Raw genomic sequence first — 14,557 nt, forward strand, 5'->3', positions numbered from 1 at the left:
GGGTCATGTGCCCGCGGTCGACCGGCGCGTAGCCTCGACAGTGGGTGTGGGGAACGAACGGAGGTGGACGCGGTGCGCCAGCAGTATCTAGATCTGCGCGTCCATGACCGTGTTGCGCTGGACGAGATCGAACTCTATGCCGAGATGCTCAGCGCGGTGGCGGCGGCCGACAAGCCGCTGACGCTGGCTGAGATCGACATGGTGCTCGGCCTGCGATCCGACGAAGCCGGTCGTCGCGAGCTGACGTCACAGGACCAGTAGTCCCGCCACGCGCCGGGGATGCCCGAGGGCGCCCCGGCGCGATCCTGCCTCGTTCGACCTCCGTCGTTGCGACCTTCACTGCTGCGACTTCCGCCGTTTCGGCCCCTGCTGTAACGAATCTCACTCCTGTTCATCGCGCCTTCCGGCAGCCGGTGCCGCCCGCCCGGAGCGCCCGGTACGTCCGCGCAGATAGGGATGTGTGTCGTGGGTGTGCACCTCGTGATCTAGGGCAACCTTGTAGGTGAGAGGATGGCTGACACCAGCCGAAGCTGGGGCAAAGGTTCTTTTTACGGCTGGTTACGCCTACGATCCTCTGCGGACTGTTCCGGCACTTCAGGAGTACGACGTGCGCTTGCGTCTCACGCCGCGTGAGGACAGCTTTTACGACATGTTCGCCGACTCGGCGAACAACCTGGTCACTGGTGCCAGGCTGCTCGTGGAGCTCATCAGCGACGGCGCCGACCGGGAAGCGATCGCGGAGAAGCTGCGCGCCTGCGAACACGCGGGCGACGAGTGCACTCACGCGATCATGCGCCGGTTGAACGAAACTTTCATCACGCCCTTCGACCGTGAGGACATCTATCGGCTCGCCTCCACGATCGACGACGTCATGGACGAGATGGAGGAGGCCGCCGACCTCGTCGTCCTCTACAAGATCGACGAGTTCCCCAAGGGCATCGTCAACATGGTGGAGGTGCTGGAGCGGGCGGCCGAGCTGACCGCCGAGGCCATGCCGCGGCTGCGCTCCATGAAGGAGCTCAACGAGTACTGGATCGAGATCAACCGGCTCGAGAACCAGGGCGACCAGATCTATCGCAAGCTGCTGGCCAGGCTGTTCAGCGGTGAGTACGACACGCTGACCGTGCTCAAGCTCAAGGAGGTGATCGACCGCCTGGAAGACGCGGCCGACGCCTTCGAGCACGTGGCCAACACGGTCGAGACGATCGCGGTCAAGGAATCATGAGCCAGCCCTCCGACGCGGGCACGACCCTCACCAAGGAGTCCGTGCCCGGCGCGGACCCGTCGCTCGCCGAACAGGCGCGGCGCGGGCCGAGCAAGTTCTGGTGGGCGCTGCTCGGCGGAGTGCTGCTGGTCATGCTGCTGGGCGCGGTCGGGCTCCGGTCCGACGCGCAGGCGGCGGTGCTGGTGCTGGTCGTGGTCGTCGCGTTGATCTTCGACTACACCAACGGCTTCCACGACGCCGCCAACGCGATCGCCACGTCGGTCTCGACGCGGGCGCTCACACCCCGCGCGGCGCTGCTGATGGCCGCCGTGATGAACCTCGTCGGCGCCCTGCTCGGCGTCGAGGTCGCCAAGACCGTCAGCGAGGTCATCACGCCGCCCAGCGGCCTGCACGGGCTCACCGTGGTCGCCGCCGGGGTGCTCGGGGCGATCACGTGGAACCTCGTCACCTGGTACTTCGGCCTCCCCTCGTCGTCGTCGCACGCCCTGATCGGCGGCATCGTGGGCGCCGGGCTGGCGTCCGCCTCCTCGGTCAGCTGGAGCAAGGTCGTCGACAAGGTCGCCATCCCGATGGTGATCTCGCCGGTGGTCGGCTTCTTCCTGGCCTACTTCCTGATGGTGGCGCTGCTGTGGATCTTCCGCAGGGCGCAGCCCGCCCGGGTCGGCCGCCGGTTCCGCATCGCGCAGTCGCTCTCGGCCGCCGCGATGGCGCTGGGCCACGGCCTGCAGGACGCCCAGAAGACGATGGGCATCATCGTCCTCGCCCTCGTCACCACCGGCCACTCCGACGGCGGCTCGGTCCCGCTGTGGGTGATCATCGCCTGTGCGGGGGCGCTGTCCCTGGGCACCTACGCGGGCGGCTGGCGCATCATGCGCACGCTCGGCCGCCGGGTGATCGAACTCGATCCGCCGCGGGGCTTCGCCGCCGAAGCGACGGCCTCCATGGTGCTCTACGCGGCCGCCTACATCTGGCACGCTCCAATCTCCACCACCCACACGATCACCTCGGCGATCATGGGCGTCGGGGCGACCAAGCGGCTGTCGGCCGTCCGCTGGGGCGTCGCCGGCAACATCGTCGTCGCCTGGATCCTCACCATGCCGGCGGCCGCCCTCGTGGCCGCCGTCGTCTACTGGATGGTCCATCTGTTCGGTGCCTAATTTATTGCTTTCGCGGCCTCGGGTCCTCGCCTGGCGGCTCGGACCCGAACCGCAAAAGCGGCGAACGCGACATCGCTTCGCGATCTTCGCGCGAAGCTTCGCCTGGCGGCTCGCTCCGGCTCAGGTAGCGCGTTCGCGTGACGGCCGAGCATGTTGGATGGGAAGGACAGGGCCGCTCCTTGGTGGGGAGCGGCCCCATCTCATTCCGACTCACTGGCCGGAGATGCGGTCCAGTTTGGGCGGGGCGAGGGGGGAGTTGGCGCCGAGGTAGGCGGTGAACGTGTCCAGGTCGATGGGGCCGCCGAGGACGGGGCTCTTGTCCTCGGTGAAGACGGTGAAGCCGTCTCCGCCGCCGATCAGGAAGTTGTTCGCCGCGACCTTGTAGGTGGTGGTGTCGTTCACCGGCGTGCCGTCGATCGTGATCGCGGAGACGCGGTCGCCGACGGGCTTGGAGCGGTCGACGGTGAAGTGGAGGGTGGCCGAGGGCTGCAGGATCCGTTCCCTCGCCTGGCCCTCCCACTGCTGCTCCAGCAGGTGGTCGAGCTGCTTGCCGGTCAGCGACACCATGCCCATGATGTTGCTGAACGGCTGCACGGCGAAGGCGTCGCCGTAGGTCACCGTGCCGTCGCCCTTGAAGACCAGGTCGGTCCGGATGCCGCCGGGGTTCATGAGCGCGACCTGGGCGCCCTTGTCCTTCATCGAGGCCAGCTGGGCGTCGGCGATGACGTCGCCGACCGTGGTCTCGCCGCCCGGCGAGGGGGTCCGGTCCAGGCTCGCGGTGATCTTGCCGATCGGCTTGTTCGCGATCGCGGCGACCCGTTCCTTCCAGGTCGCGACGAACGTCTCGGTCGCCGGGTCGGCCACGTCCCGGGTGACGACGTGGTTGTCGCCCTTGACGGACGAGCGCACGATGTCGCCGGTGCGCTTGTTCACCTGGAAGTCGACCTGGGTGATGACCCGGCCGAACGACGAGCCCGACGAGTAGAAGCGCGGCTGGCCCTTCGGGTCGGTCACCGAGCAGACGTACTGCTGGTGGGTGTGCCCGGCCAGGACCATGTCGATCTCGGGGTCGGCGTCGCGCGCGATCCGCGTGCCGGCGCCCGGCACCACGTCGCAGGCGTCCGGACGCTGGCCCGCCGGGACCTGGTCGCCTTCGTGGACGAGCAGCACCATGGCCCGCACGCCGCGGCGCTTGAGCTCGCGAGCGGCCCGGTTGGCGGCGGTCACCTCGTCGTCGAACCGCAGGCCCTTGATGCCGCCGGCGGTGACGATGGTCGGGGTGGTCTTGGTGACGACCCCGATGAAGCCCACCCGCACGCCGTTGATCCTGCGGATCGTCCACGGCTTGAGGACGGGCTTGTTCTTCTTCTCCTTGATGACGTTCGCGGCGAGGTAGTCGAACTTGGCGCCGCGCCACCTGCCCGCCGGGGAGCAGCCGTCCGTGGGGTGGCAGCCGCCCCACTGGATGCGCTGCAGCTCCCGGTAACCCTCGTCGAACTCGTGGTTGCCGACCGCCGAGGCGGTGACGCCCACCTTCCCGAGGAACTCCACCGAGGGCTCGTCGTGGTAGGCGGCGGAGATCAGCGGGGAACCGCCGATGAGGTCGCCCTGCGCGACGGTCAGGGTGTTCTTGTCCTTCAGCCGCTTGAGGTGCGAGGCGACGTAGGCCGCGCCGCCCGCGGGAACCGTGGCGCCGCTCTCGTCGACCGCGGTGCCCGAGCTGCCCGTCGGCGGCTCCAGGTTGCCGTGGAAGTCGTTGAGCGACAGCAGCCGCACGGACGCGGTGGGCGCGGGCTTGCCCGGCTTGGCGGCGGCCGGTTGCGCGGCCAGGCCGACCAGGGCCAGTCCCACCGCGGCGCAGGCCAGGGGGATGTGTGGACGTTTCATCCTGGCACTCTAAGCTTTGCCCGAGTTGCTGATCTGGACGCCTGAATGACGTTTCTATGACGGTTTGACCAGTAGTGCGGTCGCCGCCCGCGCCCGGCCACCGCCTAGGCTGTGATCATGTCTGAGCTGCGGGTGCGCACGACGCTGCCGGAAGACGAGATCGAGAAGATCGTCCGTCTCGTCGACTCGGCCGCCGAGCACGACGGTGTCGGGCCGCTGTCAGAGCGTTCCCTGCTCTGGCTGCGCGGCGGCGGGGGCGGCGACGCGCGTGGTCTCCTGCAACTGGACGAAGCAGGCGGACTGGTCGGCTATGCCCACCTCGACCCGGCCACGGACGACGAGACCGCCGCAGGCGAATTCGTCGTGGCTCCAGAAGTCCGTCGGCGCGGGCATGGGCTGGCCCTCCTGCGCGGGCTCCGCCAGGAGGCGGACGGGCCGTTGCGCGTGTGGGCGCACGGCGATCTCCCGGCCGCCACGGCGCTGGCCGGCTCGGAGGGCCTCGACCGGGTGCGTGCCCTCTTCCAGATGCGCCGCTCGATGGACGACCCGTTCCCCAAGCTCGACATCGCCGATGGGGTGCGGCTCCGCACGTTCAAGGTCGGCGAGGACGAGGAGGCGTGGCTCCAGGTGAACCGCCGCGCCTTCGCCCACCACCCCGAGCAGGGCGCCTGGACGCTCGACGACGTGCGGCTGCGCGAACGCGAGCCGTGGTTCGACCCGGAGGGCTTCTTCCTCGCCGAAAGTGAACGCGACGGAAAGCTGATGGGCTTCCACTGGACCAAGACCCACCCCGACGGCCTCGGCGAGGTCTACGTCGTCGGCGTCGATCCCGACGCGCAAGGCCTCGGCCTGGGACGCACACTCACGCTGAAGGGCCTGCAGCACCTGCGCGAACGGGGAGTCCCGGCCGTCCTGCTGTACGTGGACGAGTCGAACGGCGCGGCCGTCCGGCTGTACGAGTCGCTGAGCTTCACCCGCTACTCCGTGGACGTGATGTTCCAGACCGCCGCCTGACCTGCCCTCCGGAGCGCCCGCCGAGCGCTCGCCACGTGCCCGCTGAGCGCCCGAAATGCCCTGTATGCCAGGCGTTTTCTGGCGTGTGACCTGGGCTGTTAACCGCACGGCCACGCTGAGGCGGGGCATTCTTTTTGACCCTGCCCGTCCCAGTTCATTTACCGTTCACCTGGTTCAGGGTGACTGGTCACCTCTCCTGCCTAACGTCGCTCTCGACGGTGCCCCCCTTACCTGGACAAACAACTCCAGAGACCCGGTCGGGGGAACGACATGAACCTGGTCTGGGCACCGCCCAACGACTATCGAGGAGACCCTCCGGTGAAGAACGGATCTCGGCTGGCCGCCCTGGGCGGAGTGGTCGTCGCGGGCGCTCTCGCCCTCTCCGCATGCGGGAGCGACGACAACACGGGTGGAAGTGGCGCCGCGGCCCCCACCGGCAATATCGACTGCAGCAAGGGCACGGTCAACGCGGCCGGTTCCAGCGCGCAGAAGAACGCGATCGAGGAGTGGACCAACGCCTACTCCGCGAAGTGCGCGGGCGCGAACCTGAACTACAACCCGAGCGGTTCGGGCGCGGGCATCAAGTCCTTCAGCGACGGCCAGGTGGCGTTCGCCGGCTCGGACTCGCCGCTCAAGCCCGAAGAGGTCGGCCCGGCCAAGACGCGCTGCCAGGGCGGCACGCCGCTGAACCTGCCGATGGTCGTCGGCCCGGTCGGCGTCGTCTACAACGTCCAGGGCGTGGACGGGCTCCAGGTGTCGCCGGAGCTGCTCGCCCAGATCTTCTCGGGCAAGGTCAAGACCTGGAACGATCCCGCGATCGCCAAGGAGAACTCCGGCGCCAAGCTGCCGTCGACTCCGATCAAGGTCGTCTACCGGGCCGACGAGTCGGGCACCACCGACAACTTCACCAAGTACCTCGGCAAGACCGCGCCGAAGGTGTGGACGTGGGAGCACGCCAAGAAGTGGCCGGACGCCATCGCCAAGGCCGGCCAGGGCGCCCCCAAGTCCGACGGTGTCTCCAACCAGGTCAAGAGCACCGCCGGCGCGATCTCCTACGTGGAGATGTCCTACGCCACCAACAACAAGCTGCAGACCGCCAAGGTCAAGAACGGCGCCGGTGAGTACGCCGAGCTGAGCGCCGACAGCGCCTCCAAGGCGATCGCGGGCGCGAAGGTCGAGGGCACCGGCAACGACGTCGCGCTCAGCATCGACTACACCACCAAGGAGGCCGGCGCCTACCCGATCGTCCTGGTGACGTACGAGATCGCGTGCGAGAAGGGCCTCCCTGCCGAGCAGAGCGCGTTCGTGAAGTCCTTCCTGACCTACACCTCCAGCGCGGACGGCCAGCAGATCCTGTCCAAGCTGGGCTACGCCCCGCTGCCGCAGAGCGTGCTGACCAAGGTCCAGACGTCGGTCAAGGCACTGTCCTGACCTCGGACCAGCGTCCCAGCAGCCCCGCCACCGAGCACGACGGTGGCGGGGCCGCCCCTGGTTCCGGCTCATCCTCGTCCCATCCAGGAGGAACCCCCGTGAGCACCGACACCGGCGTCGAAGCGACCGTCGGCGCCAAACACCGCGCGACCGGCCGCCCCATGAGCACCGGCCGGGCCGGTGACAAGATCTTCGTGTCCGCGGCCCGGGGGTCGGGGATCCTCGTGCTCGCCATCATGGCGGCGATCGCGGCCTTCCTCGTGTGGAAGGCGATCCCGGCGCTGCAGAAGAACGAGGCCAACTTCTTCACGTCCGAGGCGTGGGACCCGAACGCGACGCAGCCGAAGTTCGGCATCGCCCAGCTCGCCTTCGGCACGCTGGTCTCCTCGTTCCTGGCGCTGCTCTTGGCGACCCCGGTCGCGATCGGCATCGCGCTGTTCATCGCGTTCTACTCGCCGCGGCGGCTGTCCTCGGGGCTGGGCTACATCGTCGACCTGCTGGCGGCCGTGCCGAGCATCGTCTACGGCCTGTGGGGGGTGGCGATCCTCGCCCCGCACATGACGGACGTCAGCGAGTTCCTCAACACCGTGCTCGGCTGGATTCCGCTGTTCGGCGGCGACAGCCCCGGCAAGAACTCGATCTTCACCGCCTCGGTGGTGCTGGCGATCATGATCCTGCCCATCATCTCCTCGATCTCCCGCGAGGTGTTCCTGCAGGTGCCCCAGGCGCACGTGGAGGCCTCGCTGGCGCTCGGGGCGACGCGCTGGGAGATGATCCGCATGTCGGTGCTGCCGTACGGGCGGTCCGGCATGATCGGCGCCTCGATGCTCGGCCTCGGCCGGGCGATGGGGGAGACCATCGCGGTCGCCATGGTGCTGACCTCGTTCCCGGGGATCAACATCCACATCCTCGAGGACGGCGGCAACAGCTTCGCCGCGAACATCGTGCGCGGTTTCAACGAGGCCACCGAGACCGGCCGGGGCGCGCTGATCGCCTCGGGCCTGGTGCTGTTCGTGATCACCCTGCTCGTCAACATGGCCGCGCGGGCGGTCGTCGCGCGCCGTAAGGAGTTCGTGTGAGCTCGGTTTCCACCCCCGCCAGGCAGAGCTCGATCGGCTCGATCTCCGCCGGCCGCAAGATCAAGGACCGGGCGGTGCAGGGCCTGGTCTACCTCGCCTTCGCCCTGGCGCTCATCCCGCTGATCTCGGTGCTGTGGACGGTCATCGGCCATGGCATGGAGCGCTTCGACGCCGTGTTCTTCCAGAAGTCGATGAACGGCGTCTCCGGCAGAATGGCCGGCGGGGGCGCGTACCACGCCATCATCGGAACCCTGGAGCAGGTGGCCATCACCACGGCGATCGCGGTCCCGATCGCGATCCTCACGGCCATCTACCTGGTCGAATACGGAGCGGACCGCAAGCTCGCCAAGGTCATCAGCTTCTTCATCGACGTCATGACGGGCATCCCGTCGATCGTCGCGGGCCTGTTCATCCTGGCCCTGTGGCTGCTGACGTTCGGGTTCGACTTCTCCGGCCTCGCCGGCTCGCTCGCCCTGGCGATCCTCATGATCCCCACGGTGGTGCGGGCCGCCGAGGAGATGCTCAAGCTGGTCCCCAACGACCTGCGGGAAGCCTCCTACGCGCTCGGTGTGCCCCGCTGGCGGACGATCCTGTTCGTCATCCTGCCGACCGCGGCCACCGGGATCATCACCGGCGTCATGCTGGCCGTCGCCCGCGTGATGGGTGAGACCGCCCCGCTGCTGTTGACGATCTTCGTGACCAAGGCGATCAACACCAACCCCTTCGAGGGGGCGCAGGGCTCGCTGCCGACGTTCATCTGGGACCAGGCCGGCGACCCCAACCAGAACGCCATCGACCGCGCCTGGGCCGGTGCGCTCACCCTGATCGTGATCATCATGCTGCTCAACCTGGTGGCCCGCTTCATCGCGCGCCGGACCCGGTTCGGCCGCTGACCCGACGACCCCACCGCACGACCCGATAGGAGCATCACCCACATGGCCAAGCGCATCGAAGTCTCCGGACTCCATGCCTACTACGGCGGGGTCCACGCCATCGAGGACATCTCGATGACGGTCGAGCCGCGCTCGGTGACGGCGTTCATCGGGCCCTCCGGCTGCGGCAAGTCCACGTTCCTGCGCACCCTCAACCGCATGCACGAGGTGATCCCCGGCGCCCGCGTCCAGGGCAAGGTCATGCTCGACGACGAGGACCTGTACGGCAAGGACGTCGACCCGGTCGCGGTGCGCCGCGTCGTGGGCATGGTGTTCCAGCGGCCGAACCCGTTCCCCACCATGTCGATCTACGACAACGTGGCGGCCGGGCTCAAGCTCAACGGCGTCCGCCGCAAGGGCCGGCTCGACGAGATCGTCGAGGAGTCGCTCCAGGGCGCCAACCTGTGGAACGAGGTCAAGGACCGCCTCGGCAAGCCCGGAGCGGGCCTCTCGGGCGGTCAGCAGCAGCGCCTGTGCATCGCCCGCGCGATCGCGGTCAAGCCGCAGGTGCTCCTGATGGACGAGCCCTGCTCGGCCCTCGACCCGATCTCCACGCTCGCGATCGAGGACCTCATCGCCAAGCTGAAGAGCCTCTACACGATCGTCATCGTGACCCACAACATGCAGCAGGCGGCCCGCGTCAGCGACCGCACGGCGTTCTTCAACATCGCCGGCACCGGCAAGCCCGGCAAGCTCATCGAGATCGACGAGACCAGCACGATCTTCACCAACCCGCAGGAGAAGGCCACCGAGGACTACATCACCGGCCGCTTCGGCTGAATTCATGGCTTCTGCGGCCTCGGGCCCTCGCCTGGCGGCTCGGACCCGAACCGCAAAAGCGGCGAACGCGACATCGCTTCGCGATCTCTCGTGAAGCCTCGCCTTCGGCTTGCTTCACGACCCGTTAGCGCGTTCGCGTGCGTGGCCGGGCTTGTTGTCGCGGGCTCCCGCGTCATTTGCGCCACCGTTCTGTGCCGGATGGTGCAGCGAGAGGACGCGTTCGTGCTCCTGCGCGGGTGCTCTGATGGGGCGCGTGACGGTGCGCTAATGCGCAATGGGGCGGGTGCAAAGTGGCTATCGGCGGGGTGGGGGCGCGGGGTCTCCTGGGGTCTTACCTCAGGGGAGGAGGGTTCTCGTGGATCCTGTGAAATCGCGGCCGGGCGAGCCGTCGGGTGGGCAGGCGCTGGAGTTGCTCGCCGAGTTCACGTTGTTGCTGCGCAGGTCCGGGCAGGACGTGCTGCTGGCGGGTGGCGCGCTGGCGCTCGTGGTCGTGGGGCTGTTGCTGCAGTCCGGGGCCGTTGATGATCTCGACCGGCCGCTCGCGGGGGCGCGGCTGGTCGTCCTGGTGGCGCTGGCGGTGGGTTCGCTGCGGTGCGCGGCGTTGCTGGTTCTCACGCACGGGGACGTCCTGCATCCGCTGAGCGTGATCCGGCGGGCGACCGATGCTCCGGCGCGGTCGGGGTGGCGGCCCTATCTGCGGGTCTCGGCGAAGGCGCCGCCGGGGCGTTCGCTGTACGAACATGTCCAGCTGCTGATCGCCGAGGCGCATGACCGGCACTACCACGCCCAGGCGGCGCTGAGATGGGCGTTCGGCTGCGCGGGGGCGCTGGTGGTGTGGACGGTGCTCAACTCGCTGGCCGGGGCCGGTTGATGGTTCCGCGCCGTGTTTCGCGTCACACGGCATTGACCGGACGCGGGGCCGCGCCTGCACTGGGAGGTGCGGCCCGCGCCAGGCCCCGGCGCTCGGGCGGGACGGAGGACGGCGTGGTCAACTTCTGGCAGCTCCTGGACGCCACGGCGCAGGGCGCCCTGAGCGACCTCGGGCGCTACCGGATCGTGCCCGACACGCACTCGCTCATGCTGCAGGGCGACGCGCCGGAACGGGTGTACGTGATCATGGAGGGCCGGGTCAAGATCTGCATGGTCACCGACCGCGGCAAGGAGACCGTGCTGGACGTGCTGGGGCCGGGCGACATCGTCGGCGAGCTGGAGGCGGTCGATCACCGGCCGAGGCTGGCCAGCGCGGTGGCCAAGGGCATGATCAAGGTGCTGGAGCTGCCGGGCGAGCAGTTCGGCAGGCTGGCGTCGGGGTCGCCCGAGATCTCCGCGGCGCTGCTGCGGGTCATGGGCGGGCGGCTGCGGGCGGCCAACGAGATCCGCGGGGCGCGGAGCGCGCGCGACCGTGTCATCGAGCTGCTGCACCAGATCGCGCACCGCGAGAACCACGGCCACGAGGCCGAGGTGGCCGTCAACCCGGGCGTCACCAGCGAGGAGTTCGCCAACTGGGCGGGCACGTCACGCGGCGCGGCGGGCCGCGCGCTGAGCTGGCTGCAGGGCCGGGGCGTCATCCAGCGGGTGGGCCACGAGATCAAGGTCAACCTCGAGGAGCTCCACAAGTCGATGGACACCCACGCCCACGACCGCGATGGGTCGTGAGATTACTTGGAGACCGCCACTTCTTCGGTTTCGCCTGGGCGGTGGTCCGGGACGAAGCGGTAGCCCACGTTTCGGACCGTTCCGATGAGGGACTCGTATTCGGCGCCGAGCTTGGCGCGCAGACGGCGGACGTGCACGTCGACGGTGCGGGTACCGCCGAAGTAGTCGTAGCCCCAGACCTCCTGGAGCAGCTGGGCGCGGGTGAAGACGCGGCCCGGGTGCTGGGCGAGGTACTTGAGGAGCTCGAACTCCTTGAACGTGAGGTCGAGCACGCGTCCGCGCAGGCGGGCGGTGTAGGTGGCCTCGTCGATGGTCAGCTCGCCGCTGCGGATCTCGCCGGGCACCTCGTCGGCCTCGGCGACCGACACCCGGCCGACCGAGAGCCGGAGCCGCGCCTCGACCTCGGCCGGTCCGGCCGACTGGAGCAGGACGTCGTCCAGCCCCCATTCGGGGCTGAGGGCGGCCAGACCGCCTTCGGTGACGATCGCCAGCAGCGGACAGTCGAGCCCGGTGGTCCGCAGCAGCCGGCACAGGCTCTTGGCCTGGACGAGGTCGCGGCGGGCGTCGACCAGGACCACGTCCGCGGGGGGCGCGTCGATCAGCGCGGCCGCCTCGGCGGGCGCGACGCGCACCGAATGCAGGAGAAGCCCCAGCGCGGGCAGGACTTCGTCGGAAGGTTCCAACGCGTTGGTCAGCAGGAGCAAGCTGCTCAAGTGCCGCCTCCTCGCCCTCAAAGACGTCGAGGACCCGGGCGGTTCGTCCTCCAGCCCCACCATGGGTCGCCGACTCGAGGAGAGGTGACCATGAAGGGGCTTTCAGATGAACTCCATGGCCTCGTCGCCCGGATCCCTCACCTTGAGCATATCCGAGCGGACGATCCGGGCAATGGGACGTTGACGGCAGGTTGCCGGGATCGCCGGGATGAGATCCTGGGGTCATGGCGAAGGGAACGATCAGATACTGGGCCGCCGCGAAGGCCGCGGCAGGGGTCGCCGAAGAGCCGTACGAGGCCGACACGCTGGCCCAGGCCATCGCCGGTGCGGCCGCGCTGGACGGGCGGGACGGCGATTTCCGGCGCGTGGTCGAGCGCAGCTCCTTCCTCGTCGACGGCGACCCGGTCGGGACCCGCGCACACGAGTCGATCACGCTGCCCGAGGGCGGCGTCGTGGAGGTCCTGCCGCCGTTCGCGGGTGGTTGACATCACAGTCGGCGGGTAGTCCCGCGAACCGATGACCCCGTTTCGAGATCTCAATCCCTGAGGCGACTCGGTGGCGGTTCCGCGCCCACTATCGTGTGGCGATCGCCGCGCCTAGAGGAGAGATATGCGGAAAGTACTGCTGGTACTGCTCATCCTGCTGATCGGGGGAGTGATCGCTGCCGACCGCGTCGGGGTGCGGGTCGCGCAGGACGAGATCGGCAAGCAGGTGGCGGCGCAGTACAACCTGCAGCAGCGGCCCGAGGTGAAGATCCACGGATTTCCGTTCCTCACCCAGGCGATCGGCGGTGAGTACGACCAGATCGACGTGAAGCTCGGCCAGTGGACCGACCGCGGCGTCACCGTCGGCGACGTCACGATCGAGATGCGCGGGGTGCAGGCGCCCCTGTCGGAGGTCACGTCGGGCAACGCCGGCAACGTCACCGCGCGGACGGCGACCGCGTCCGCGGTGATCCCGTACAGCGTGATCAAGGCGCGGGCGCCCAAGGAGGTCAAGGACATCGCTCCCAAGGGCGACTATCTCCAGGTGGACCTGAACGGCGTCATCGCGGGCTACCCGCTGAAGGGCAGCGCGGTCGTCTCGGTCAAGCCGAGCGCCAAGGGCATCGTGGTCACGCCGATCTCCGGCGGCCTCGCCGGCCTGCCGCAGCTGCCCGCCGTGGGCCAGCTCGTCAGCTGGACGGTCCCGGTGGCCAATCTCCCGGTCGGCTCGCGGATCAGCGACATCCAGCCCACTCCCGACGGCCTGCGAGTCGCCGCGACCGCCAGCGACGTCCGGCTGAACGACCTCCCGAACGCCTGATCTGTATCCTTCGCTGAAAAGCCGGGGTCGTGTGAACCCGGCGGGATCGGCGTACGTGTCTGATGATGTGGGTCCAACTGCGGACGAGGGATTGCTGCGCGCCCTCTACAGCGAGCACGGGGGTCCTCTTCTCGGTTATGTCCTGAGGCTGACCGGGGGAGACAAACCGCAGGCCGAGGACGTCGTGCAGGAGACGCTGCTGCGCGCCTGGCGGCATCCCGAGGCGCTCGCCGGGCGTCCGGTGCGGCCGTGGCTGTTCACGGTGGCCCGCAACCTCGTGGTCGACGCGCACCGGGCGCGCCGGGCACGGCCGCCCGAGACCGGCATCGACGACCAGGTCACGCAGACCGCCGGGGTGGACGACATCGACCGGGCGCTGGAGTCGTGGACGGTCGCCGAGGCGCTCGCCGATCTCAGCCCGCCGCATCGCGCGGTGCTGGTGGAGACCTACTATCGGGGCCGTTCGGTGGCGGAGACGGCCAAGACGCTCGGGATCCCTCCCGGCACGGTCAAGTCCCGCACCTACTACGCGCTGCGGGCGCTCAAACTCGCCTTGGAGGAGCGGGGGTTGGCACCATGACCGGGTGCGGGGAGCTGCGAGGCTCGCTCGGGGTGTACGTTCTCGGCGCGATCGATCCGGCCGAGCGCAACCAGCTGGAGACCCATCTGGAGGCGTGCCCGTCCTGCCGCGACGAGCTGGCCGGGCTGGCCGGGCTGCCGGCACTGCTCGGCCGGGTGACCGAGTCGCAGATCGCCCAAGTCGCCGGGCCTCCGGAGGAGCTCCTCGACAGCCTGCTCGCGCGTGCCGCGGCGGAGCGTAAGAGCTCGTGGAAACGGTCGTTCGGCGGCGGGGCGCGGCTCTGGGCGCCGCTCGCGGTCGCCGCGGCGGTGCTGCTGGCGATCGGCGCGCTGGCCGGTGTGCGGATCGCCGGCGGGCTGGACGACGGGGAGCGTCCCGTCGCCATCCGGACGGTCACGCCGACGCCGCCCCCGCCCACCAAGCCCGCGAAGGCCGAGGAGATCAGCGCCAAGTCGCCGGACCGGACGCTCGAAGCGCATCTGATGTTGCTCAAGAAGCGCTGGGGCACCGCAGTGGAGATCTACCTGCGCGGGGTTCCGAAGGGGGCGAGCTGCCGCCTGTACGCCGTCGCCAAGGACGGCCGCCGGGACATGCTCGGCAGCTGGTACGTCCCGTACTCCAGGGGTTATGGCGAGTACCACGGTTCCACGATGTTCCAGCGTGACCAGCTGTTCTCGTTCGAAGTCGTCACCGTCGAAGGCCAGCCGCTCCTGACGATTCCCGCGTGAGGGCATGCTCGCGTAAGGGCATGCTCGCGTGAAGGCCGTTCCCGCGTGAGGGTCGTTTTCGTGTGAAGGC

At 69.1% G+C, this 14,557-nt stretch carries 16 protein-coding genes; 14 read left to right on the forward strand and 2 right to left on the reverse strand.

Annotation, left to right across the window (positions count from 1 at the left end; translation table 11 throughout):
• Window positions 1-63 precede the first annotated feature (63 nt).
• The 3 genes from ACGFNU_RS46105 to ACGFNU_RS46115 all read left to right on the forward strand — a co-directional run bounded on the left by ACGFNU_RS46105 (window position 64) and on the right by ACGFNU_RS46115 (window position 2,382).
• Complete coding sequence (locus ACGFNU_RS46105) at window positions 64-261, forward strand: hypothetical protein (RefSeq protein ID WP_392603049.1); 198 nt, start codon at window positions 64-66, stop codon at window positions 259-261.
• Between the two features lie 346 nt (window positions 262-607).
• Window positions 608-1,225 (forward strand): DUF47 domain-containing protein, encoded by a 618-nt coding sequence (locus ACGFNU_RS46110; RefSeq protein ID WP_392603050.1) that lies wholly within the window; start codon window positions 608-610, stop codon window positions 1,223-1,225.
• A 131-nt stretch (window positions 1,226-1,356) separates the two neighbouring features.
• On the forward strand, window positions 1,357-2,382 hold the full coding sequence (locus ACGFNU_RS46115; protein ID WP_392603307.1) for an anion permease: 1,026 nt from the start codon (window positions 1,357-1,359) through the stop codon (window positions 2,380-2,382).
• 210 nt (window positions 2,383-2,592) lie between these two features.
• Here the strand turns inward: ACGFNU_RS46115 and ACGFNU_RS46120 are convergent, their stop codons facing one another.
• A complete protein-coding gene (locus tag ACGFNU_RS46120) occupies window positions 2,593-4,269 on the reverse strand; it encodes a bifunctional metallophosphatase/5'-nucleotidase (protein ID WP_392603051.1) in 1,677 nt (558 codons plus the stop codon).
• Window positions 4,270-4,386: 117 nt separating this feature from the next.
• Here ACGFNU_RS46120 and mshD point away from each other — a divergent pair, with 117 nt between their 5' ends.
• The 7 genes from mshD to ACGFNU_RS46155 all read left to right on the forward strand — a co-directional run bounded on the left by mshD (window position 4,387) and on the right by ACGFNU_RS46155 (window position 11,161).
• On the forward strand, window positions 4,387-5,283 hold the full coding sequence (gene mshD, locus ACGFNU_RS46125; protein ID WP_392603052.1) for a mycothiol synthase: 897 nt from the start codon (window positions 4,387-4,389) through the stop codon (window positions 5,281-5,283).
• A gap of 318 nt (window positions 5,284-5,601) precedes the next feature.
• On the forward strand, window positions 5,602-6,714 hold the full coding sequence (pstS, locus tag ACGFNU_RS46130) for a phosphate ABC transporter substrate-binding protein PstS (protein WP_392603053.1): 1,113 nt from the start codon (window positions 5,602-5,604) through the stop codon (window positions 6,712-6,714).
• Between the two features lie 161 nt (window positions 6,715-6,875).
• Complete coding sequence (gene pstC, locus ACGFNU_RS46135) at window positions 6,876-7,793, forward strand: phosphate ABC transporter permease subunit PstC (RefSeq protein ID WP_392603308.1); 918 nt, start codon at window positions 6,876-6,878, stop codon at window positions 7,791-7,793.
• Window positions 7,790-8,686, forward strand: coding sequence for a phosphate ABC transporter permease PstA (pstA, locus tag ACGFNU_RS46140; RefSeq protein WP_392603054.1), 897 nt, complete (start codon window positions 7,790-7,792; stop codon window positions 8,684-8,686). The genes pstC and pstA overlap by 4 nt, the downstream gene beginning before the upstream one ends.
• Before the next feature lie 42 nt (window positions 8,687-8,728).
• A complete protein-coding gene (gene pstB / locus ACGFNU_RS46145) occupies window positions 8,729-9,505 on the forward strand; it encodes a phosphate ABC transporter ATP-binding protein PstB (protein ID WP_392603055.1) in 777 nt (258 codons plus the stop codon).
• Between the two features lie 355 nt (window positions 9,506-9,860).
• Window positions 9,861-10,376 carry a hypothetical protein gene (locus ACGFNU_RS46150; protein WP_392603056.1) on the forward strand — a complete coding sequence of 172 codons (516 nt, stop codon included), beginning with the start codon at window positions 9,861-9,863 and terminating at the stop codon, window positions 10,374-10,376.
• 113 nt (window positions 10,377-10,489) lie between these two features.
• Window positions 10,490-11,161: a Crp/Fnr family transcriptional regulator gene (locus ACGFNU_RS46155; RefSeq protein WP_392603058.1), complete on the forward strand. Its 672-nt coding sequence runs from the start codon at window positions 10,490-10,492 to the stop codon at window positions 11,159-11,161.
• A gap of 2 nt (window positions 11,162-11,163) precedes the next feature.
• Here ACGFNU_RS46155 and ACGFNU_RS46160 read toward each other — a convergent pair whose 3' ends face one another.
• The gene (locus tag ACGFNU_RS46160; RefSeq protein WP_392603059.1) at window positions 11,164-11,874 is read right to left on the reverse strand and encodes a winged-helix domain-containing protein; all 711 of its coding nucleotides are present in this window, start codon (window positions 11,872-11,874) and stop codon (window positions 11,164-11,166) included.
• Window positions 11,875-12,098: 224 nt separating this feature from the next.
• On the opposite strand from ACGFNU_RS46160, the gene ACGFNU_RS46165 reads away from it, so the two are divergent.
• From ACGFNU_RS46165 to ACGFNU_RS46180, 4 genes are all read left to right on the forward strand, one after another.
• The gene (locus tag ACGFNU_RS46165; RefSeq protein WP_392603060.1) at window positions 12,099-12,359 is read left to right on the forward strand and encodes a MoaD/ThiS family protein; all 261 of its coding nucleotides are present in this window, start codon (window positions 12,099-12,101) and stop codon (window positions 12,357-12,359) included.
• Window positions 12,360-12,483: 124 nt separating this feature from the next.
• Window positions 12,484-13,179: a DUF2993 domain-containing protein gene (locus tag ACGFNU_RS46170; RefSeq protein ID WP_392603061.1), complete on the forward strand. Its 696-nt coding sequence runs from the start codon at window positions 12,484-12,486 to the stop codon at window positions 13,177-13,179.
• Between the two features lie 94 nt (window positions 13,180-13,273).
• Window positions 13,274-13,759 carry a sigma-70 family RNA polymerase sigma factor gene (locus ACGFNU_RS46175; protein ID WP_392603310.1) on the forward strand — a complete coding sequence of 162 codons (486 nt, stop codon included), beginning with the start codon at window positions 13,274-13,276 and terminating at the stop codon, window positions 13,757-13,759.
• The gene (locus ACGFNU_RS46180; RefSeq protein WP_392603062.1) at window positions 13,756-14,487 is read left to right on the forward strand and encodes an anti-sigma factor family protein; all 732 of its coding nucleotides are present in this window, start codon (window positions 13,756-13,758) and stop codon (window positions 14,485-14,487) included. The genes ACGFNU_RS46175 and ACGFNU_RS46180 overlap by 4 nt, the downstream gene beginning before the upstream one ends.
• Window positions 14,488-14,557: the final 70 nt, after the last annotated feature.

The sequence above is a fragment of the Spirillospora sp. NPDC048911 genome (genome assembly GCF_043198015.1).
Classification (GTDB): Bacteria; Actinomycetota; Actinomycetes; order Streptosporangiales; family Streptosporangiaceae; genus Spirillospora.